At 38.7% G+C, this 21,725-nt stretch carries 18 protein-coding genes and 1 tRNA gene; 6 read left to right on the forward strand and 13 right to left on the reverse strand.

Annotated elements, in window-relative coordinates:
• Window positions 1–65: 65 nt before the first annotated feature.
• Both coq7 and coaE read right to left on the reverse strand, forming a co-directional pair.
• On the reverse strand, window positions 66–716 hold the full coding sequence (gene coq7 / locus VG895_00030) for a 2-polyprenyl-3-methyl-6-methoxy-1,4-benzoquinone monooxygenase (protein HWA51430.1): 651 nt from the start codon (window positions 714–716) through the stop codon (window positions 66–68).
• A 20-nt stretch (window positions 717–736) separates the two neighbouring features.
• Complete coding sequence (gene coaE, locus VG895_00035) at window positions 737–1,354, reverse strand: dephospho-CoA kinase (GenBank protein ID HWA51431.1); 618 nt, start codon at window positions 1,352–1,354, stop codon at window positions 737–739.
• A gap of 303 nt (window positions 1,355–1,657) precedes the next feature.
• On the opposite strand from coaE, the gene VG895_00040 reads away from it, so the two are divergent.
• Window positions 1,658–2,488 carry a hypothetical protein gene (locus tag VG895_00040; protein HWA51432.1) on the forward strand — a complete coding sequence of 277 codons (831 nt, stop codon included), beginning with the start codon at window positions 1,658–1,660 and terminating at the stop codon, window positions 2,486–2,488.
• Window positions 2,489–2,566: 78 nt separating this feature from the next.
• Window positions 2,567–3,202, forward strand: a complete 636-nt coding sequence (locus VG895_00045; GenBank protein HWA51433.1) for a hypothetical protein — start codon at window positions 2,567–2,569, stop codon at window positions 3,200–3,202.
• A 45-nt stretch (window positions 3,203–3,247) separates the two neighbouring features.
• On the opposite strand, the gene VG895_00050 is transcribed toward VG895_00045, so the two are convergent.
• Window positions 3,248–4,351 (reverse strand): arginine deiminase-related protein, encoded by a 1,104-nt coding sequence (locus VG895_00050; GenBank protein ID HWA51434.1) that lies wholly within the window; start codon window positions 4,349–4,351, stop codon window positions 3,248–3,250.
• Window positions 4,352–4,840: 489 nt separating this feature from the next.
• Here VG895_00050 and VG895_00055 point away from each other — a divergent pair, with 489 nt between their 5' ends.
• On the forward strand, window positions 4,841–6,580 hold the full coding sequence (locus VG895_00055; GenBank protein HWA51435.1) for an ankyrin repeat domain-containing protein: 1,740 nt from the start codon (window positions 4,841–4,843) through the stop codon (window positions 6,578–6,580).
• A 283-nt stretch (window positions 6,581–6,863) separates the two neighbouring features.
• On the opposite strand, the gene VG895_00060 is transcribed toward VG895_00055, so the two are convergent.
• The 3 genes from VG895_00060 to VG895_00070 are packed head-to-tail and all read right to left on the reverse strand — an operon-like array spanning window position 6,864 to window position 10,676.
• Window positions 6,864–7,652, reverse strand: a complete 789-nt coding sequence (locus tag VG895_00060; GenBank protein ID HWA51436.1) for an A24 family peptidase — start codon at window positions 7,650–7,652, stop codon at window positions 6,864–6,866.
• Between the two features lie 58 nt (window positions 7,653–7,710).
• Window positions 7,711–8,907: a type II secretion system F family protein gene (locus VG895_00065; GenBank protein HWA51437.1), complete on the reverse strand. Its 1,197-nt coding sequence runs from the start codon at window positions 8,905–8,907 to the stop codon at window positions 7,711–7,713.
• Window positions 8,904–10,676 (reverse strand): ATPase, T2SS/T4P/T4SS family, encoded by a 1,773-nt coding sequence (locus VG895_00070; protein ID HWA51438.1) that lies wholly within the window; start codon window positions 10,674–10,676, stop codon window positions 8,904–8,906. The genes VG895_00065 and VG895_00070 overlap by 4 nt, the downstream gene beginning before the upstream one ends.
• Window positions 10,677–10,853: 177 nt before the next feature.
• Here VG895_00070 and VG895_00075 point away from each other — a divergent pair.
• Window positions 10,854–10,929: transfer RNA gene (locus VG895_00075), tRNA-Thr, on the forward strand.
• A gap of 119 nt (window positions 10,930–11,048) precedes the next feature.
• Window positions 11,049–11,552: a hypothetical protein gene (locus VG895_00080; protein HWA51439.1), complete on the forward strand. Its 504-nt coding sequence runs from the start codon at window positions 11,049–11,051 to the stop codon at window positions 11,550–11,552.
• 224 nt (window positions 11,553–11,776) lie between these two features.
• Here VG895_00080 and VG895_00085 read toward each other — a convergent pair whose 3' ends face one another.
• The 7 genes from VG895_00085 to VG895_00115 form a co-directional block, all read right to left on the reverse strand.
• On the reverse strand, window positions 11,777–11,959 hold the full coding sequence (locus VG895_00085) for a carbon storage regulator (GenBank protein HWA51440.1): 183 nt from the start codon (window positions 11,957–11,959) through the stop codon (window positions 11,777–11,779).
• Between the two features lie 177 nt (window positions 11,960–12,136).
• Window positions 12,137–12,421 carry a hypothetical protein gene (locus tag VG895_00090; protein ID HWA51441.1) on the reverse strand — a complete coding sequence of 95 codons (285 nt, stop codon included), beginning with the start codon at window positions 12,419–12,421 and terminating at the stop codon, window positions 12,137–12,139.
• A 29-nt stretch (window positions 12,422–12,450) separates the two neighbouring features.
• Window positions 12,451–13,290: an isocitrate lyase/phosphoenolpyruvate mutase family protein gene (locus VG895_00095; GenBank protein ID HWA51442.1), complete on the reverse strand. Its 840-nt coding sequence runs from the start codon at window positions 13,288–13,290 to the stop codon at window positions 12,451–12,453.
• 3 nt (window positions 13,291–13,293) lie between these two features.
• Window positions 13,294–14,517, reverse strand: coding sequence for an iron-containing redox enzyme family protein (locus tag VG895_00100; GenBank protein HWA51443.1), 1,224 nt, complete (start codon window positions 14,515–14,517; stop codon window positions 13,294–13,296).
• Between the two features lie 76 nt (window positions 14,518–14,593).
• Window positions 14,594–15,835, reverse strand: a complete 1,242-nt coding sequence (locus VG895_00105; protein ID HWA51444.1) for an MFS transporter — start codon at window positions 15,833–15,835, stop codon at window positions 14,594–14,596.
• A gap of 2 nt (window positions 15,836–15,837) precedes the next feature.
• Window positions 15,838–17,925 (reverse strand): M3 family metallopeptidase, encoded by a 2,088-nt coding sequence (locus VG895_00110; protein ID HWA51445.1) that lies wholly within the window; start codon window positions 17,923–17,925, stop codon window positions 15,838–15,840.
• A complete protein-coding gene (locus VG895_00115; protein ID HWA51446.1) occupies window positions 17,883–19,022 on the reverse strand; it encodes a ThiF family adenylyltransferase in 1,140 nt (379 codons plus the stop codon). Before VG895_00115 ends, VG895_00110 begins: the two co-directional genes overlap by 43 nt.
• A 567-nt stretch (window positions 19,023–19,589) precedes the next feature.
• Between VG895_00115 and VG895_00120 the strand changes: the two genes are divergently transcribed.
• The gene (locus VG895_00120; protein HWA51447.1) at window positions 19,590–21,656 is read left to right on the forward strand and encodes a HAMP domain-containing sensor histidine kinase; all 2,067 of its coding nucleotides are present in this window, start codon (window positions 19,590–19,592) and stop codon (window positions 21,654–21,656) included.
• The last annotated feature ends 69 nt before the right edge of the window (window positions 21,657–21,725 follow it).

Here is a 21,725-nt window from a genome sequence, read left to right on the forward strand (position 1 = left end):
TTTCCTCCTCCCCTTGGGGGATAAGTAAAAAGGCCAAAGCTGTAAGAGAAAAATGAGAAAATCTCTCATACCCAATAAGCCGTCCGAGTCATCACCCTAGAAAAACATTTCATCAAAAATTTAATGGCTTCCGGCAACTCCACTGCACCGGCTGTCATCGCTACCGAAGCATGATGCCCTTCATCTTCCTGCATCTTTTGCAATATATGCCGACTTTTGCTATCAGCTGCCGGCAATTTCTGCAAATGCCGCTCTAAATGATTGACCACTTGGCGTTCTGTCTCAGCCACAAAACCTAAATTCCATGCATCGCCCGCTAATCCTGCCACTAAACCAATTGTAAATGAACCCAAATACCAGAATGGATTTAAATAACTCGGGTGTGCACCCAATTCCTGCAGGCGTTGGTTGCACCAAGCCAAATGATCGTTTTCCTCCTCAGCTGATTGCTCTAAAGAACGTGCCACCTCAGTCGAACGCGACATCAACGCCTGGGCTTGATATAACGCTTGTGCGCTGATTTCACCGGCATGGTTCACGCGCAGCAAACCGGCACTGTGCTTGCGTTCTGCGCTTGATAATGCAGGCTCCTCAAGGTTAGCTGCAGGATTGGGTCTGATCGATGACGGCGAATTAAACAAAGTACGCAGGCTTTGATCAAATTGCATCAGGCAGCGATCTAGGAAAGTGAAATTACGTAATTTGGAAATAGACATAAGCTTTCCTCCAATATTTGCTACTCATCTTCCCCCGCAGAAAAGCCCGAAGAAAGCGCCAAATAATGCTGATGTAACTGCTTAACTTCTGCCGCCAAAGTCTCTAAATCTCCAGCATTAACGATCACATCATCTGCTTGCTGCAAGCGTTGCGCGCGTGTGGCCTGTGAATCCAGGATGCGTTGTACTTCTTCCGCCGTTAGGTGATCTCGCGCTTCGGTGCGTTTAATCTGTATCCCTTCGGAAGTATCCACTACCAAAATTCTATCCACCAAAGCATAAGACAAAGTCGCTTCTATCAATAAAGGTATAACCAATAAACAATACGGAGATTGAAGCTTATCCACCTGACGTTGCATTTCAGTGATAATCAGCGGATGTAACAATGCTTCTAACCAACGCCGTTCTTTAGGCTGTTCAAAAACAATTTTGCGGAGAATTTGACGGTCAAGGCTACCGGATTCATGCAATACCTGGCTGCCAAAATGCTGCATGATCTCCTTTGTGATTATAGAATCTGCAATGACTTCACGGGCAATGATATCCGCATCAATAACCGGCACACCCAATTTGGCAAACAAACTGGCCACAGTAGATTTACCGCTGCCAATCCCGCCTGTTAAACCAACTTTTAGCATAGACTCACCTGATTTGCTGACTATACAATAGTCCAGAAACGACAATCTCCACTACCAAAAAATATTATAACTATTCACCACAGGATTGAAACAGCCATATTTTCCCAATCTCACCCCTAAAAATTTAGGAAAAATCTGACCGTTTTGTGCGACTTCCAACAATGTGCTGAATAGTTACAAAATATTAAAAGCAAATGAGGGCTAGGTATAACAGAGATTATTTCCAGATACAACTCATCAGCGCTGAAAAAGTAACTACTTACCCCTCTGAAATACCTAAAAAATTAATTGGAGAGATCATTCATGGCACAAGAGACAAAAAAAGATATCAAAATTAAACAAAGAAAACTATCAGGTGAGCTCACTTATCTAGAAGATTTTAAATGCCCCATTTCGCTTGGAGTGATATTAAATGACCGCTGTATGGTAGCAGAAGATGGGCATACTTACTCCGAAAGAAACATTAAAAACTGGTTTATGAAAGAAGAAAATTTACACGGTATTTTTTCTTATCTGGTTGCACATAGAATGCAAGAGAAATTAATAGAACTAATGAATCAACTAGCAGTGCTTCCAGATACACCTAAATATGAAGCCAACAGAATCGATTTTTACAATACCGTCACGACACTTGTTAAAAGTAATGATCCATCCGCAATCAATTTTTTTGTAAATTCTGTAAAGTGTCTGTGGATTATCGATAATAAACTTTTTATTGGCATCAGAAATATTTTTGAAAACCCTCCCTTAGCAGCAGATAAAAGTATCAATGAAAACATTCTTAAACCCTTAACAGGAAAAGTTACCAGCCAAGGAGAAAAAGTTCCCTTTCCAGACATGGAATATATTTCAGAACATGTAATTAGCCTGGCAATTAAATTAAATAGGCCGCTCAGAAAAGACCATTTGATTAAAGCCTATGATGATGGCAATCTAGATAGATTTAAAGCGATATTGCACTCTCATCTGCAGCAAATCTCACCAGAAGTTAATCGCAAATATTTTTTCGAACCCTTGTATAGGGCTATTCAAAGTAATCAAACACCATTTGTACAAGCTATTCTGGCAACAGGTGTCCCTATCAGCGGCGAATATATAAATGAATTTTTGCTATCACCAATTCTTCATGGATAGTTCACTCTAGTCAAAGAATTACTAGAAGCTAAATTTGTACCCGGTCAAGAAAGTGTCAGGCTAGAGAAATTACAGAAAATGCAACAATTCGCTACTGAACAACATGAGGATACCATTGCTGAATTATTGACCCGCCACATAGCACAGTCTGGCGAGGCACTTAAAGCTGAAACAACTCCCTTAACACCGATACCTCCTCAAACTCCCGCACCTGTGATTATTCCTTTGACTGTTCCCTCGATAGCAGATTCCGCTGAAGTGCTACCCACTCAAATACCTAGTCAATCACCTGTGCCCATTGCATCGCAAGTAGGGACTCCTTTGATGTTAGGAGCATCTCTGAGCAAAATGACTACTGGATTTTTTCGATCGGTTGATCGCGCACTATCTGGAACCACAGCATCAGAAACAAAACCTAAGAAATATACGAGTCTTACTGACAGCAAAACTTTACAAAGAATGGACAGATTAAGCACAAAGTTAGAGCAGCTGGAAAAATCAAATATGCAGTTAGAACAATTAGCAGGTTCGCAAGTCGGAGGTTTGCGGTTTGCTTTAGCTGAACATAGAGAAACTTTAACAGAATTACAGTCTAGTCATTTAATTGATGTAGAGCGTTTAAAGGAACTTGAAAATAATCTTGCTACTTGTAAAGAGGATATCGCTGAGCAAATGGCTTGGTATAATCCGTTTAGTAGCCTTGGAATGTGTTGAACTGTCATCCTTCGCTTTGCTCAGGAGACAGTTAACTGGATGAACCTAAACTTCCCCCGCAACCCGTGCACCCAATTGCAACAGCTTTTGCAACAAAACCTGTAGCCTTTCTGCTGTGGGCGCAGAGACATGAATACGCGCCAAAGATTCTTGATCGTGACGCAACCCCGCCTTCAGGCGGGGTATCTCAAAACTACCGCCTGCATCGGTAATCGCATCGAGAACCTGATTCATCAAGCCATTATCTAAAATATGCCCTTGTAGCTCGATCGTGCAATCGGCAATCGCTGAGCTAAAATGCGGGCCCGGAGTAGTCGTTGCCGGCACATCTTGCGTCAGGCACAAGCTCAAACACTTAGCAGCACCCCCAGCCAACATGAACTCGGTTAACGGCGTAGCAATGACTTCATAACCCCAGGATTTAAGCTGCTGCCGGAAGGCGTCTGTCGGTTGATTGCAAATATAAGCCTCCCCGCACACCACACCATTACAAGTAAAATTCAGCGCATCTTCTTCACTAACGGCCAAACGTTTATGCGGCGGAACTCGCGCATGCAGTAATTCTAGAGAAGGTTGATCAAAGGCGGGAGGATAATAAACCACGCGTCCATCCGCCAAGGGCGCAAAACACGTATCCAGATGATAAAAACGCTGATCCACCAACCTCAACGAAGCCACTTCTACATCAAAAATCTCACATAATCGCGGATGCGCTTCCAAGGCTGTACGCACGCCATAACCTGCCCATAACAAAGTTTCCCCGGGTTGAAACAGCGCATCGCCCTCGCCTTCAAATGTGCCTTCACCGTGTAAATCGACGATGTTATAACCCTGCTCGCGAAACCACTGAATGAAAAAGTGTTCCTCCGGCTGCCGTTGCGGAAAACGAAAGGCCGAAGGCACAAAAATCTTCCCCAGCACCAAGCCAGCATTAGCCGTAAACGGCATATCAGGTAAACCGCGTATCGCTGGAATCAGATGTACCTTGGCACGCGCCGAAATTAATTCATATAATGCTTGCCACTGCTGCTGTGCAACATCATTCTTGGCGCGTCCAACTTGTCCTTCCATCCAGGGATTTATAACATATTCGACACCAAAATATTTGGGTGGGCACATTGCCCATTGAGAAGTAACTAGATTGGCCATGGTTAGAGTTCACTCTTGCGTCTTAAGTCATCCGTGAAGGATATATTAGCGGTTATATTCATGCAAAACAACTTGGGACTTATGCTCACGACAGAAGTATTTAGGTTAAAGTGTTTCACCAATCTACCAGCATACTCTTAAGCGAATATTAATTTATGCATGGAAAAACCTTTGCGAACTGCTAAATGGATTTTAGTTTTTTGTACATTTAAGAATCGCGCGCGCATCTTTTCAATTAAGGGCATCTCTAGAAATCAGAGATTTTCGCCCAAGACAAGGCGGATTAGATTTTAAAACCGGAGTTAATACGGGAATAAATGAGGATTTTAAAATCTAATCCAACGCCGTATTGAGCGAAAAGATCAATTTCTAGAGGCGCCCTTAATCTTTTCTTAATTAATCCATATTACCCTTAATGTAAGATGCATCTATTATGAGTGTAAGTTAATTTTTTTTTATTAACTTTTAAAAAAGTGGAGAAAATAAGCAGTGAAAGTAATATTAAAAATAAACGACCGCGAATACCCGGTGAATGATGTCGACCCAAACGTAAAATTAGCAGAATTATTTGATCGCTTTTTTGAGTTATATCAACCGGCTAAACTGGCCGGTCTTTCTTCAGACCAGGACATGGGATTTAAGATTGCAGGGCGGGTGCTTAGGTCTGAGGATTTTGGTAAGACATTGGTAGAACTGGGCATTTTTGAAGAAACTCGGCTTGAAGCAACTCCCTGTAAGAAATATAGCACAGAGGTTTTATCTCCAACTAGTTTACGTGAGTATGTTCTAGATCCACAAACGGTTCATATTCCTTTGGCAAAAAAGTATCTGAGGGATTACATCCCTATTCATGGAGAGATATGGGGGGGCTGGAGTAGGGCTCATCATAAAGCGCGGCTGGGTTGGTTGACACCCGAAGATGTAGCGCACTATGGTCAATTGGATGCTCGGCTGACAAAAGATGGATGGTCACTCTTGCATATCACTGCATATTATGGGCATCTTAATTCCACACAACTATTACTTGAAAAAAATGCAAACCCTAGCATAACAGAACAGAGCCTATATGGTACTCTCAGCAAAAAAACCCCTTTACATTTGGCACTACAGAATAATCATGGAGCGGTGGCAAAAGCATTGTTAGAAGCTAAAGCTGATCCCCGCGCTGTTTGCGCAAAGGAACGCACTCCCCTGCATGAAGCTGCTCAATATACCACAGACTTGCAAGAAGAGCTGATGAAGTCATTAATCGCAAAGGGTGCTGATGTGAAAGCTACAGATTGGAATGGACAGACCATTCTCATGTCTTTGCTGCTATCTACTCGTGCAACAGTAAAGAATCAGCATCTATTAGAATGGCTCATAGACCTGGGTGTGGATGTAGATGCACAGGATCGCCGTGGTAAAACTGCATTATATTATGCTTGTTCGAGAAATGATGTTGCCTCTGTGAAAACTTTACTTAGCAAAGGCGCGGATCCAGATATTAGTGCTCCCATGATGGCTACTGAATCTGGGGAAATTGTCTCATTGTTAGTTGAATATGGCGCTAAGAAACCTGAACCCGAATTGGATGCAAAACAAGCGCAGAATGAAAAATTGGAATTAGAAGCAAGTTTAGCCCTTAAACGTGAAACAGATGCTAAGCTCACAGGATTAAACAAAATTATTCAAGGGCGTAAACAATTTCTTGAAGAAGATCGAGATAAATTAAAAATACTTGAGCAAATGATGAGAGAAAGTGCCAGCTTGGATGAACGCCAATTATCTCTTAAGGAAACTCAGAAGGAGTTAAAACCACGCGAACCAGCCGAAGAAGCAGAAATTATATTAATCGAACCAAGCGCAAACATACCCGAGGCTAAATTACCACAACAGAAAGTTCCAACAATTGAACCATTTGGAGAACCTCTGTCTCCACCATTTTCCAAAACTGCTGTTTGGGGTAAGCGTCCCCCCTCTCCTAGTGAGTCCCAAAGGAAATTAAAAACGACTGAGCAGAGTGCTGAAGAAGAAATCACGTTAAGCGAAAGGACTACTGAAGTTAAATCAAAACAGGAACCTAACAAAGATCAGTCAGTAGCACCATTTTACAAATTTGCTCTTTGGCATGAGCGCACAAAATCTCTAAGTGACGCTAAGGGGAGATTAGAAAATCTTCTAAAAACACAACCAGAACCAAGCGAGCCTTCAAGTAATACCATCGACCCAAAGTTATCCAACAGATAAAATTAGGTGTTTTATGAATGTAACTATTCAGCTTGTTGCTTGAAGCAGCACCAAACGGTCAGATTATTCCATGGTCACCCCTAAAAATTAGGAAAAAGCGCAGCACACACAGAGTATGTGAGTATTTTTGCTAAACTTTTAGGGGTGGGATTATAAAGCACTTCCTATACTTTACCCTTCGGGCTGCTTGAGCATTCAAATTTGTTCCTACAAATTTTAGTGGGAAAATATGACCAACGGAAATCCCTTGCGGGATGGCCATTTCAGTCCTGTGGTGAATACCCTAAAAAAATATATTAAATTTCCCAAATAACAGCACACTCAACCCTGCTGCCACTAAATAGGGACCAAACGGCAAAGGCATATCATAACTATGCCTGCCACGCAGCATCAGCATGATGACAACTATTAATCCAATCATTGAAGCTAAAAACATAATCATCGGTAAAGGATAAACCCCCAGCCACGCCCCAAATACCGACAACAGTTTATAATCACCATGCCCTATACCTTCTGCTTTCCGTATGAGCTTGTATAAAACGCCTATCACTCTCAGGCTGAGATATCCTACAGCCGCTCCCAGTATCGCTTGTTCAGGCGCTACGAATAGCCCACCAACATTGCTCAATAAACCCAACCATATCAAAGTCAAAGTAATACAATCAGGTAATAGATAATATTTACTATCAATCAAAGCCAGCAGAATTAATCCCCAAATTAATACTAAAATCACAAAAGTCTCGGCGTGTATTCCAAAATGGCGGGTTATCACCAAGGTGACTATACTCACCCCTAACTCTACCCAGACATAATGCTTTACAAGCTGTTGATTGCAGTGCGCGCATTTTCTTAATTTCATTAACCTTGGAAATAGAGGTAAATTCATCCAAACCGGCAATTGCATATCGCAGTTTAAACAATGCAAGCGCAACTTTTTTTTGCTCAAATAGCAGCTCGATGTGTCGTTGCCATTGTGCAATATCCAACATTGTTGCCGCCAATTTTGTTGCAAAATTCGAGGTATATGTTCGGTCAAAATATTAATTGCCGCTCCTGCAAATAATCCAGACATTACGACACTTGACCACAATACCATGCTGGACAATGACAATCTATTTCTCCCATTTACTTCATATCACCGAACCCAAAAGAAAAATCGGCAGATACATGGCAATGACCAGACTGCCAATCACCACGCATAAAAACATCATAACGATTGGCTCTAATAATTGACTTAAATTATGCACTGTGTAATCCACTTGTTTTTCAAAATGTTCACTTAATTTAGCAAACATTTTTTCCAAGTGGCCTGACTCTTCGCCTATAGCCGTCATTTGAATCACCCGTGATGGAAAAATCGGGATTTTTTTCATGGCGTCATTTATCGCCTGCCCGGCTTTAATACACTGCGACAACTCCATAAACGCATGCTTATAAAAAATGTTACCTGTAACTTTTGCCGTCATATCCATTGCTTCAAGTAGTGGCAATCCTGCACGCAATGAGGTGGCTAGTGTGGAAAAACACCGTGCAAAAATTGCATTACTGATAGTACTGCCAACCAAAGGGATGCTTAACCCTAATTTTTCGATGAGGGCATTGACTCTAGTTGATTTTTTTATAGCCATTTTTAGCAATAGATACACTACTATCATTATTATCAAAAACAACCATCCGTCATGACGTATTCTATCCGCTAGCCCCATAATCAAACGCGTAAATACAGGCAATTGTGCACCCAATCCTTGAAATAATTTTTCAAATTGCGGAATAACTAAAATTATCAAACCCACGGTAATTACTAATGCTATGGATAATACAATCATAGGATAGAATAGCGCTTTTTTAATCTTGTGTTTTAATGAAATAATTTTTTCGCGATGGTTGGCAATTTCATTTAAAATGCTATCAAGCCGGCCTGATTGCTCTCCCACATAAATTAAATTGCAGAATATTGGATCAAAATATTTGGGTTGCGATTGCAAGGCTTGACTAAATAATTGGCCGCTTTCTACGTGTTTTTGTAGTGCTTTAGTGATTGTGCGCATATTCGCATTGGCAGCACTGTCACTGATGACTGTTAGCGCTGCATTAAGAGAAATTCCACTGGCAAGCAGCGTTGCTATTTCCCGGCTAAAATCGGTAATATCTTCAAAGTTAATGCTTCTTTTCTTTGAAAGAGGAAATTGAAATTTTCGAGTAATACGTAAGGGTGTAATATGTTGCTGACCAAGCTTTTGCCTAACTTTTATCACACTGTCTGCGAGAAATTCGCCCTCTACGCGCATACCTTTATGATCTATCCCTTTCCAACGAAACACTTTCATAAAATCACTCGTTGCACTTCTTCCAGACTCGTGATACCACTTAATAATTGTCGCAACGCTGCCGCACGTAAATTAATCATGTTTTCATGCTTAGCTTCTGCCGCTATCTCAGAGGAAGTACCCTGATGCATAATGATATTGGCTATTGCTGAAGTCATATTTAAAATTTCAAAAATTCCGATACGGCCATTATAACCCTTGATGCAATATTCACAGCCTACGGCTTCATATAATTTTAATGGTGGATTCGGGACGATAGAAGTTTGGGTGGAAGATATTTGCACACATTCATCTACTGCAATGCTGCCTTTCTGCAAAGAGGTCAATTGTAAAATGTCTTGTTTTTCAAAACCAGCCGCCAATAATATTTCCATGGAAGTATCTTTTTCACGTCGGCAATGCACACACAGTTTGCGTACTAATCGCTGCGCAATAATCATGTGAATAGAATGCACAATATTAAACGCTGAAATGCCCATCATCAGCAAACGGCTAATCGTCTCGGGAGCACTGTTAGCATGTAAAGTCGATAGCACAAAATGTCCGGTCTGCGCGGCTTTCATCGCGATATCTGCTGTCTCACGATCGCGTATTTCTCCCACCATCAAAATGTCGGGGTCTTGACGCAGAAACGCACGCAATACTTTAGAAAAAGTTAAATCCGCTTTGACATTAATATTCACCTGATTAACGCCAGGTAACTGCACCTCAACTGGCTCTTCTACCGTAGAAATATTTTTATCAAGGGTATTTAGCAAACTTAGCGCTGTATATAAAGTGACAGTTTTCCCACTCCCAGTAGGCCCAGTGACCAATAGCATTCCTTGCGGTTTATGTATCGCCTGCACAAATAAATTTTTCTGCACCGCTTCCATACCTAAATCATCTACATTCAAGATGATTTTGCCACCATCGAGAATCCGCACGACTGTTTTTTCACCAAATAAAGTGGGACAGGTGCTGATGCGACAATCCCTGACTTCCTGCGCATTTATTTCAATACTAAAACGTCCATCCTGCGGCAAACGACGCTCAGCAATATCTAGCCGCGCTAAAATTTTCAAACGCGCCGTCATCCGCACCGCTAAATCTGGAGACAATTGCGTGACCTTGTGCAAAATACCATCAATACGCTGGCGTATCCGGTAAGAAGTTTTATATGGTTCCAGATGAATATCGGACACGCCCTTTTTTACCGCATCCAACAAAATTTCCTGTACCATTTGCATAATCCGCTCATCATTATCCGCCAGCCCTGAATTAACCGGTTGAAAATGACTCAACGCCTGATATTGCCGCTCACTCAAACAAGCCTCAATTAAGCGCGCTAATTTATCCCACTCCACCACCAACGGCACCACATTCATATCCGTATGAAACTTAATCTCTCCCAACACCTCCAACTGCCCCGGCTCCGCAATCGCCACATACAGCTCCCCAGCCTCAACATACAACGGCAAAACCCGCTGCAAGCGTATAAACTCCTCATCCACCACTCCCGTCACTACCGCATCCACCGTCAACCGATTCAAATCAAAACGCTGCAACCCCAAATACTCCGCCAATTGCTCCGCCATCACTCCACAATCTACCTGCCGATGCTGCGCCAAATAAGCCACCAACGACAACTTAGCCCCCTGCGCCGCCAAAACTGCCTGCATAGCCTCCCCCTGCCCTAAAATCCCAGCCCGCACCAAGCATAAAGCCAGCGGATCTAGCAGGAGTTTTCCCTGCATCCCTAGAACCTGTTTACTTTGAAAGGAAATCATCGCACCCCCATTCCGTTATTTAACGGGGAGATTTATAGGTGAGTCATAGGTTGATTGCAATACCGTAAAAGCTTCCTTATACTTTTGGGTCTTCTTGGGGTTTAGCGGTTGAAAGCTTGGATTTATATGTAGGGAATGAGCTACCGCCCAGTCCTGGAAGCCTTAGTTGGAATATGTGCCGAAATAGCTCAGCTGGTAGAGCAACTGATTCGTAATCAGTAGGTCGGAGGTTCGACTCCTCTTTTCGGCACCATATAATCAATGAGTTATCAGATCATCAAGGGCAACGACAGAAAATGTGTCGAATATGTGTCGAAGAATTATATATGGCCAACCCAGATGTGAGCCTTACATTTACGCAAATGGCTTGTCATGATAAAACTATTAAAAAAATTCTTTACTGAAAAAGAGCGGGAAAAAGAGCTGGTCAACCATACTTGGCTGCACTGGCTGGGCACACAGCCTTGGGAGGAAATCCGAAGCAAAATAAAGCATTTGTTGGAAATGCAAGCACCTAGCAGTAAAATTATACTCCTTGAATTCCCTGAAAAAGCTCAAAACATTTTCCTTATCAGGAAATCCCTTTCAAAAGCTTCGAGCAAACGTCTTGTTCAAGCAGCAGGCATTTTGGTTCCTTTTATCGCTCATGCTGAGGAACCTAATACGCCTCCCGAAAAGGTAGTTGGTATATTTAGTTGGGTTGCCGGTGGTTTAGACAGTGCGGATAAGAGCAAGCGTGTCGATGAAGTTTTTCTGGATTTAGGAGAAGACATGGAAATGGCTGAACCCCACCTTAAGTTACGACTTCTTAAAATTGGTACTGTTGATAATTTAGCAAATACCCAAATAGTAATGGCTGCTATTGAGTGTCAATAGCCGGTGATAGGAGAGTCTTTACACGAAATGATGAGAAAATGGAGTGGGCTCGCATAACGAAGGGTAAACTTTTAATTGATAATTCTCAATGTTTGGAATTATCAACTTTTGGGGTGAACTTTTTATTTAGTTCGTAGGTAAAACTTGTCACCATAGGAATTTCAAGATAATTTATCTCCCGATAGCCACAAAAAGATAAACTATCAGTATCTAGAATAGTATAGCTACTTTGATTTTTTTAACTTCAATAACTCAGCAGGCTTATAAATCTTTTTGCGATAAACCGAAATATCTCGTGGGGCATTAATTCCCATTTTGACATAGTTTTCTGCAACCTCTAACACTTTAACTTCAATATCATCGGCAACACTAATTACTTCATTTACTTTTTTTGTTATAATTATCATGAGCATTCTCTCAAAAAAGAATACTGTATTATCAAATACAAGTTATTAATTTTTATTCAAGGTTCTTAGTTTATCTTTTATGCATGCATTTTCTTATGGTAAATGCCGCATCTTCAATTTCTTTTACGAAGGAACTTAATTTCCAATTTATACCAGATAATATTATTAAGCAGCTTTCTATGCGACTTCATCAACATTCACTGCAATCTCACAAGCGTTATTAAAAGCAGACCTAGCTAACTTTCGATTACTAAATCGCCTAAGCATCAACTCAATAGAATCAATTTCAATTTGCTGAGGAAATTTATTACCGATCATTTCTAGTATTTGTATAGCCAAACAAACTCTGTATATTGTTTTACTCATTTTTTGAGGCTTTGGATTGCGTTCAAGCAAATGCAAAAAAAGTTGCATCAAGACATCATCTTTCAAGAAATATGAATTAAATTGGATACCAATCATGCTTTGTTCCTTAATTCCTCCCAGGAAAATTATGTATTGTTAAAAAGTTCATTCAGCCACTGATAAGATGGAGTGTCTTCAAAAATAGAAAAATCGCCTTGATCAATCAATTGATGCGCCATATTTTGAATAAAGGCTGCTGTTGCCCTGCAAGGTGTCGAACCAACACTAATCCTAGAGACGCCTGCTGTCGCTAGATCAGCAGCGGATTTAACCCAAGCACCACCTAAAATATTTACTGGCAAGCTTACGGCTCGCACCAAGCGCGAAATTTCAAATAAATTAGTCAACCCAGGTATAAACAGACCATCTGCGCCACAATTTTGATAGGCGAGCAAACGGCGTAAGGCTGTTTCAGAGGATATTTTTTCTGGCAAAGGATTTAACCAATAAACATCGGTTCGTGCATTAATAAAAAGTGGGTAATTACAATTCTCACAAGTCGATTTAATTGCAGAAATTTTTTTACATTGCTCAGACATATCTTCTAGTTTAATAGAAGGATCAAAAATAGTGTCTTCAATGTTAATTCCTGCTCCGCCCATATCTATCACTTTTTTTACTGTATCGCAGATACTGAGTAAATCAAAACCGTAGCCAGCTTCTATATCAACAGTTACTGGCACATCGACAGCATTTACAATTTGTTCTGTAATGGATAAGAACATTTCTTTCGGTACTTTTTGTCCGTCAGACAACCCTAACGATGCAGCAATCCCTGCACTAGTGGTGCCAATAGCTTTTGCACCTGCTTGAGCAAATAGCTTCGCACTCAAGACATCCCACGCATTTGGTAGAATTAAAGGATTTTTCCCATAATGCAATTGAGTAAATATTTCAGCTTTATTTAACTGCTTTAAGTTAGTCATGTATCATTTCTCAAGTATATTGCGATATACTATGTCTGTGTTCTCAGGAAAGTTTTTTGTAAACCCATAATCAGTAACAGCAAAATATCGCAGATTTACGCTTCCAGTATTTAATGTCTGATGAGTAATCCAGCGGGGAATAAAAACAATATCACCGGGTTTCACATGAACAGTATTTTCACCAATAATGACATTGCCACAACCTTCTAAAATAAGAAATAAGGTTTCATGCGCATGGTTATGCTGCTCATTAGTATGCCCGGATGGAATTTCTACCAATCTGGGGTCTAGGACATAGGACGGGAAGGGAATTCTCTCTACAAAGAAATTAATTTTCCCTTCCTTTTGTTGATTTTTGTATAATAAATTTCCAGAAAAGGAGGTTGTACTGCGTAAATTTTCAAAATCAAAATTATTATGAATACCCGCAGGTTGTTGCGTAACACTTTTGGATAGTTCATCTAAATTTTTTTTATAAGAAATATGCTTATAAATATTTTCAAAAAAGACATCACGCAAATCCAAAGCTCGAATAATCGCGGCTTTGCAAAGATGTAACCAATTAGCCTCGTCTTTATAAGATAATAAGATATCTTCCAATGTTTTTGCGTGATCATCATCACATTGAATATGTAAATCAAAAAAATGCAGTGACTTATTTTGCAACCCAATAGCACGAAGTCCCTGCCTGAAAATCTGATAAAGCTTAGGAACGATACTCTCCGTTCCCAGGGAAAGAGCTGCAGCAGCTTCAAGGGAGCTGTAGTTAAGACACATATCTAAATATTGTTGAAAAAAATCCTGCGTAAATGGTTCAAATACGATATTTTCTAATGGATTTAGATATAAATGATCAACTAAAAAACGTCGAAAAATTTCCGCATGCCTTTTTTCTATATCTGATCCTCCACCTTCTTCCCATAAATTTTCCGAGAGTTTTGATCTGTAAATGTCGCTTTCGCAATTCACCATAAATGCAGCTAAAAGTCGTGTAAAATTCTTACTGTACAAATAATACTGTGAAAAAATAAAACGAAAATCTTCAAATGTAAGTAGGCCTGACACACAAGCTTTTAATAAAGGATTTTCCCATATTTTATGACAATCTCTTATTTTATAAAGATCGAAAATACCATTGCCATTTTCATGATCCGTAATAAATTCAGCATGGACTAATTGATGTGTTTTGTGCAGGTGTGAAGGTAGATGCTGTAGCATGTTATTCATCCTTTTAATAAAGAGATATTCAATGAGGTTATAATTAATTCCACTGTACTAGTTAGTCACTCAGAAAATATTTGGGTTAATAAGATTCAACTTTATTGATATCAACATTTTTTACTGAGGGTCGTCCTAAAGGTGAGAACCATCCTACGCATGCATTTATAATCATAATTACGCCACTGATTAAGATTAAATAATTAATATGAGAAGTAATTTGTAATATCCACCCTCCTAAAATGGAGGCTACAGGAATAGCTGAATACGAAATGAGACGTGTGATAGCTATTGATCGACCTAAATAATTACTGGGAACAACTTGTTGTCTCAAGGTAAAGTAAGTGACAATCGTAATAGAACCAAAGGCAGAGGCAATACCCCAAGATAGTGCGATATAGTATTCATTGGCGGCGCCTAATAAAGTTAGCACCATCAAACCCTCAAGCAAACAACAGATGACGATTAATCGTCCTGCGTTATAATATTTACCAACCATAGGAGCTATTAATGCTCCTGTCACGGCACCTACTCCTGAGAGCGCTAAAGTAAGACCAATTTGATTGGGATTTAAATGAAAAAAATTAGCTAAAAAAAATATAAAATTGGCATAAAAAAGCTGTAAACCAAAATTAGCAAATACAAATAATAAACAACCATATTTTATAGTGGGATTATGATTCCATACATAATTAAAACCTTCTGTTAAATCCTTAAAAATAGTTTTAAAGGTGATATACTTTCCCTCGCTCTCATCATAAATATCATTCAATATTTTAATGAAAAATACTAACGTGCTTGAAAGTATAAATGATGCAGCATTTAAAAATATCGCATTCAAGCTACCCAAAATAGCAATCGTAAGCCCTCCCGCTAATGGCCCAATTAACAGTAATAAATTATCTACTACACTCATTAGGGAATTGGCCTTTGCTAATTCTCCTTTAGGGACCAGCTGAGGTATGATGCTCTGAAAAGCAGGATGAGCTAAGGAAGTAAATGCAGAAATTAAAAAAATTAGAAAGCAAAATATATAAAGGTTATGTGTAAAAAAAGCTAAAATCCCTAATAACAGTGTACACACAAAAGCACAGAAATCTGCATATATAAGAATTTTACGACGTTCCCAGCGATCTGCGATGACTCCGCCAAAAGGAGTCACTAAAACAAAAGGTAAAAAGGTCATAGCATAAGCAATAGCCATATCTAAAGCTGACCCAGTCATTTTATAAATTAGTAAAGGCAGGGCTAAACGAAATAGCCAATCTCCAACAGAAGATATTAAAAAAGCGGAAAAAAGTAACCTAAAATTTTTATTGATCATCATTTTTATCTCCTAATTCCTCTGTAATGCAACAAGGCATCCTCAGAAGGGTTACGACCATGGAACTTTTTAAATTGTTCAATAGGATCACACGAGCCTCCAGACTGTAAAAATAATGACATAAAGGAATGCCCCACTTCTTTACTAAAAAGTCCATGATTTTTAAATTTAGAAAAAATATCGCTAGCAATCATTTCTGCCCATAAATAGCTATAGTATTTTGCAGCATACCCATAAGAAAAAATTAAACTGAAACTATGCAGGAAACGATCATCCATGCAACTGGGAAGAAATGAAAAAATTTCTTCTGCATCATTCAATACATTATTAATATAACCAGGAATATTTTGTGAATATTCTGAATGCAAACGTATGTCTATTAAGGCTAATCGAATGCGTTGAACCAATTTGATGGCCGCATTAAAATTTTTTGACGCGTTTAAATTAGAAATTATGTGAGCAGGGAGGGGTTCTGCTGTTTTGTAGTTGCTAGATATCTGCCTAATGACTCGTTCCTCCCAAATCCAGTTTTCCATAAATAAACTAGGTATTTCAAGTGCATCGGTCGGAACTCCATTGATGCCTGAAACTCCAGAATATTCTACATCAGTTAATAAATGATGCAGTGTGTGGCCGAATTCATGAAATAAATACCGTACATCTTCATGACTAAGCAGCGGGGGCTTATGTCCTTCGGCCGGATGAAAATTACACATAAGCAACACTACGGGTATTTGCCAACTTCCATCCTCTGCACGACAACGTGTGCGGTATTGCTCTATCCATGATGTATCACGCTTGTTTGGCCTTGAATATAGATCAAGGTAGAAGTATCCATGTAAATTTTTATTCTTACCATATATCCGAAATAGCCGAACATCAGGATACCAAACATCCGGGTTAGGAATCTCTTCAATACAAATGTCAAACAATTGATAGGAAAGATTGAATAAACCTGTTAAAACTTTATCAACAGGAAAGTAACACTTTAATAACTCTTCATTGTAGGAATATAATTTTTTCTTTAGCTTTTCTGTGTAGTATTCTATATCCCAAGGTTCTATCTTCATGATTCCATCTTGTTCTTTGGCAAAAAACTCTAGTCTAGATATTTCTTCTTTTGCTGCTGGAATGGATTTATTGGCAAGATCTAATAAAAATTTTTCTACCTCATTTGGTTGCTTGAGCATATTCATTGCAAGAGAACGTTGTGCAAAATTATCAAAACCCAAAATTTGAGCCATTTGTGACCGTATTAGAAGAATTTGATCTATGATTGCACCGTTATCAAATTTATTACCTTTCACGTCGTGCTCTGAGGCACGTGTGATATATGCCTTATAAAGATTTTCTCGTAATTGACGCGATTGAGCACACTGCAGTACTGTAAGGTAAGATGACTCTTCAAGCCCCAAAAGATAGCCTTGTTCTTTTTGAATATTAGCTTTATGTGCTGCCGCCTGGATGAATTCTGCTGGCAAACCCTCCAACTCGAAACTTTCAGCTACCATCAGATATCCATTGGCAGTAGCATTCTGCACATTTTGTTCAAATTGATTTTCTAACTCCAGCAGTTTTTGTTGTAATTCAATTAATATAGTTTTTTGGTTGTCAGGCAAATGAACTCCTGATAGATAAAAAACCTGCAAATAATTTTCTAAGACCTTAATTTGTGTTTGATTAAGAATATTTTCTTCTTTATTATTCAGTATTGATTCCATCGCCTGATAAAGATCAAGATTTTGTCCCAACGCTACGGCATATTCCGACAATTTAGATAAGCATCGCTGATAAGCATCCTGCAAATCTTTTGATGGGGATACTGAGATCATCTGTTGGATAGGTATCCATACTTCGCTCAAGCGCGTATCCATTATCTCCAGCGGTCTCATTAGAGTTTCCCAAGTATGAACATCCCTCTCTGTAAGGGCTTTTTTGAGATCATTGCGATTTAATGATAATATCTCATCCAATCTGCGCTCTAAATGTTCAGGCAAGAGTTCACTAAATTTTGGTAGTTCATGCTGCTTTAATAGAAGCTCCTCCATGGCTAATGTGCTCCGCACACTAAACACTCGGGATTTTTTTCCCAACTTTCCGCTTCTACTATTTGAACCGTATCAAAATCTACTGACATTAAACGACCTAATGCCTGCGGTCGGGAAATTTTGGTTGCGATTTTTAAAAACTCTGTGAGCATTAAGCCCGTCAGTAATGATACAAAATTGACCACTGCTGGCGCATCTGGTGAATCCTCTGCCGGCTCTAATTGCAATAGTTCGTGAGCCAAAGAATCTTTTTGTGCCACATTGCTTTTCCAGCATTCAATGCATCCAGTTTCACCTGGCGAAACTGTAGTATACAATGCTCGGTTAACATCAACCCCTCCATTAATGAAAATTACTTTATGCTTTACACAAGCAGCATTAAGCCAACCCAACATCTCCTTTTTAGGCTTATCTGCTACACAAATAGCAATTTCACAATCCTTGATAATTAATCCTATATCATGTTCAGAGGTAATTTTTTTATTTATAAAAGTAATATTATTGCTTGGAAGAAACTGATCAATACGTTTTTTTGCAGCTTCAGTCTTAGAGGTACCCAAATCAGTTTCATTATAAAGAATTTGACGATTTAAATTAGAAAGCTCTACCTTATCATAGTCAACAGCGCGGATGTTTTGAACTCCTATAGCGACTAAATCATAGAGAATATGAGAACCCAAACCACCTAGTCCGAAAAGGGCGACTTTAATAGTTTTTAATCGTAATTGATGAGCATACTTATTTTCATTTATCTTGCTGTAAAGACCGAAAAGCTCTATATTCCTACTCCATCGCTTAGCATCATAATCCGTAAGGGCTGCTGGCATACTCAAAAAAGCATCTTCCAATAAATAATTTTCATCAAAAACCCTAAGCGCCTCTTCGAGGTAATTAACTTCTTGAGGGTATTGATTTTTCAAGGTGCTTTTTATTAATTCCACACTTTTTTTACCATCAATAAGCTGACAAAGTGAGTAAATAAACCCCGAGGGATCTGCAATGGCTTTAGCTTTTCCAGCGGCTTTAAAATAAAGTTGCTCATTAAAGCGATGGTATTGGACAATCGGTTTAAATTTTGGTATATAAACATGAGTCATGAGGCTTTTCTCCGCCTTGTCATTTTTAGTAAAAAGGCGCCACACAAAGTTAGTGGCTTTGTATGGCGCTGTATTGCCGATTAGCCTCGGGCAACAAGACCAGCATTGCTGGTGGACACGCTCTTCATAGTGAAGTTCATGGCTTTTCTCCTTTAGTTAAAGTTAGTAAAATGACACGCAGTTTGTATCGTAAAGCGTGCCTGAAACCCCATGTTTTTTGAAAAATATGGGGTTTCAGTCATGCTCTACCGAAATCTAGAGTATAAATCCTCATAACGTGAATTAGCGTAATTAGTCGAGGTTAACATCCAAAAATTTCCCGTTTTCACTTTTCCAGCGCAATAAGGTAAGTGTTTTAATCAAAGCTATAACAGGTTTATGGGTTTCAGTATCGTTTTTTTAACATGATATTTGTTAAGAAATTGCTTGTCAATGTTTTTTTAACATATTTATTGTTTACAAATGACGGCTTGCTTGCTAATAACCCCATAGGAAGTTTTGTTATGGATATTTGCATCTCAGATCACGGACGTTGAAATAATGGCCACGTATAGCAAATCTCTAAGTGAAAGACTTTCAAAAAAAATTTCAGTCTCGGTATTGAGCTTGGTTATGCTAATTGGCATTTGTATTTTTTTTGGAACCTATTTTTTCTCACGACAAACATTCGATCAACAAGTTAAAACTTGGATAACCATTGTTCCCCAACATGTTTTGGTCAATCTCATAGATTCGGATAATTTTTCAATCGTCAGAGAAGTTGAGCTTATAGAATCTACAGGTCTATTTTCGGATTTTTTGATCACGGATAATCAAAAAATAATTATTCAGCAATTTGGTTCTGCAACCAATGAGTTATCAAGAAAATTGATACCTATCCAAGATGAAGCAAAAGTAACTTGGGGTTACTACTCCTACAATACCAACTTTAACAAATTTCTTATGCCTTTCTTGATGCTGGAATTATTAATGTCGATTTTGATTATTCCATTATATCTATGGGCACGATGGCGACTAACAGTTAACCTCGAAACTGAATTTATTCGTTTTAATGACTTTATTGCCGAAATCGAGTTGCTCGCTAAAAAAATAGAAATGCTTGAAAATATTCAAGATGAACAAGATTTCCTCACCAGCAATATTCGCTATACAGCTGAAGAAGAAAGAATCAACCAGGCAATATCAAAACTCATTCATGAAATATTACAATCTCGCGCATACTTGAAAAAATTTATTACGGAAACTGAGCACAAGAAATTACAAGAAGAGTTATCTCGAACCGCCTTAAAAGTCGCTCATGATATTAGATCACCATTAGCAGCTCTAGATATGATTATTCAATCCACAATGACATTACCTGAAGATAATAGAATTTTATTTAGGAATGCCGTATGGAGGATTAGAGATATTGCAAATACTTTACTAAAGAAAAATTCAATAAATCCATTAACTCAACAAATCGAAGAAGATGAGCATTTTACCAAACAGTTGCTTTCTAGCGTAATCAACATGTTAATTACTGAAAAGAGAATGCAATATAGGTCAAAACCAAACATTGAAATTGAAAATATATTTAATTCTGATTCTTATGGCTTATTTGCTATGATTAAGATTTCTGACTTTAAACGGATACTTTCTAACCTTATTAATAACGCAGTCGAATCTTTGACAGACACAGGAAAAATAACGATTAAGCTTTTAAGTAATGAAAAAAAAATTGAGATCTGGATTCAAGACAATGGCAGAGGTATCCCAGTTGAGGTTTTAAAAATTCTTGGTCAACCCGGTGTAACATACGGCAAGCAGGATGGTCATGGATTAGGGGTGTATTATGCAAAGAATACCCTTGATTCATGGGGTGGGAAATTAATAATTGAATCAGAGCTGGGAAAAGGTACGTCGGTGAAAGTTTGTCTACCCAAAACTCCATCTCCCTCTTGGTTTGTACCCATCTTGCATCTCTACGATAAGCAGCACTTGGCTATTGTAGATGATGATATTTCAATACATGAACTATGGAAAGAGAGAATTAAACAATATACCAAAATGGAAAATATAAAAATAACGTTACACCAATTTCATTCTCCTGATGAGATAAAAAATTGGTTTCAAAATATAAAAATTGAAAAAAATAATGTAACCTATTTGTTTGACTATGAATTTATAGGATATGAAGAGACTGGTCTCGACCTCATACAAAACCTATCTATTAATGATAGAAGTATATTGGTAACAAGTCATATTGACGATCGTAACATTTTGCTGCAATGTGAAGCCCTCGGGGTTAGCATAATACCCAAGGATCTCGTCAGTCTTATTCCAATAAAAAATATAAGTAATACATTGCATAAAATAGATGCGATATTAATCGATGATGATCCACTAACCCACACCATGTGGGAATTATCGGCAAGCAGATATAATAAAAACTTTCTGTTATTTACTTCGGCAAATCAATTTTTATCTTCTTGTGATGGTTTCCTTCCAGAGACACCGATATACATTGATGCAGATCTAGGTAATGGTATAAAAGGTGAGATAGTTAGTGAAGAAATTTTTATTAACGGTTTTAAAAATATTTATCTTGCCACAGGTAAGCAACCTTTGAATTTTAAAAATATTAGCTGGTTAAAGGGGGTTGTCAGTAAAACACCTCCTTGGGAAGAAAAAACCCTATAGTTTTTAAGTCATAAAGATAACTATGTGACCGCCTTCTACTATGGATTCTGAATCCTAACATCCATGCTA

It is taken from the genome of Patescibacteria group bacterium (assembly GCA_035549555.1).
Lineage (GTDB): Bacteria > Patescibacteriota > Microgenomatia > UBA8517 > UBA8517 > Co84-156.

What these genes read in the sequence shown, in the direction of transcription:
- coq7 (HWA51430.1), bottom strand. Translation starts at nt 716, where the DNA reads ATGTCTATTTCCAAATTACGTAATTTCACTTTCCTAGATCGCTGCCTG.
- coaE (HWA51431.1), bottom strand. Translation starts at nt 1,354, where the DNA reads ATGCTAAAAGTTGGTTTAACAGGCGGGATTGGCAGCGGTAAATCTACT.
- VG895_00040 (HWA51432.1), top strand. Translation starts at nt 1,658, where the DNA reads ATGGCACAAGAGACAAAAAAAGATATCAAAATTAAACAAAGAAAACTA.
- VG895_00045 (HWA51433.1), top strand. Translation starts at nt 2,567, where the DNA reads ATGCAACAATTCGCTACTGAACAACATGAGGATACCATTGCTGAATTA.
- VG895_00050 (HWA51434.1), bottom strand. Translation starts at nt 4,351, where the DNA reads ATGGCCAATCTAGTTACTTCTCAATGGGCAATGTGCCCACCCAAATAT.
- VG895_00060 (HWA51436.1), bottom strand. Translation starts at nt 7,652, where the DNA reads ATGTCTGGATTATTTGCAGGAGCGGCAATTAATATTTTGACCGAACAT.
- VG895_00065 (HWA51437.1), bottom strand. Translation starts at nt 8,907, where the DNA reads ATGAAAGTGTTTCGTTGGAAAGGGATAGATCATAAAGGTATGCGCGTA.
- VG895_00070 (HWA51438.1), bottom strand. Translation starts at nt 10,676, where the DNA reads ATGATTTCCTTTCAAAGTAAACAGGTTCTAGGGATGCAGGGAAAACTC.
- VG895_00080 (HWA51439.1), top strand. Translation starts at nt 11,049, where the DNA reads ATGATAAAACTATTAAAAAAATTCTTTACTGAAAAAGAGCGGGAAAAA.
- VG895_00085 (HWA51440.1), bottom strand. Translation starts at nt 11,959, where the DNA reads ATGATAATTATAACAAAAAAAGTAAATGAAGTAATTAGTGTTGCCGAT.
- VG895_00090 (HWA51441.1), bottom strand. Translation starts at nt 12,421, where the DNA reads ATGATTGGTATCCAATTTAATTCATATTTCTTGAAAGATGATGTCTTG.
- VG895_00095 (HWA51442.1), bottom strand. Translation starts at nt 13,290, where the DNA reads ATGACTAACTTAAAGCAGTTAAATAAAGCTGAAATATTTACTCAATTG.
- VG895_00100 (HWA51443.1), bottom strand. Translation starts at nt 14,517, where the DNA reads ATGAATAACATGCTACAGCATCTACCTTCACACCTGCACAAAACACAT.
- VG895_00105 (HWA51444.1), bottom strand. Translation starts at nt 15,835, where the DNA reads ATGATGATCAATAAAAATTTTAGGTTACTTTTTTCCGCTTTTTTAATA.
- VG895_00120 (HWA51447.1), top strand. Translation starts at nt 19,590, where the DNA reads ATGCTAATTGGCATTTGTATTTTTTTTGGAACCTATTTTTTCTCACGA.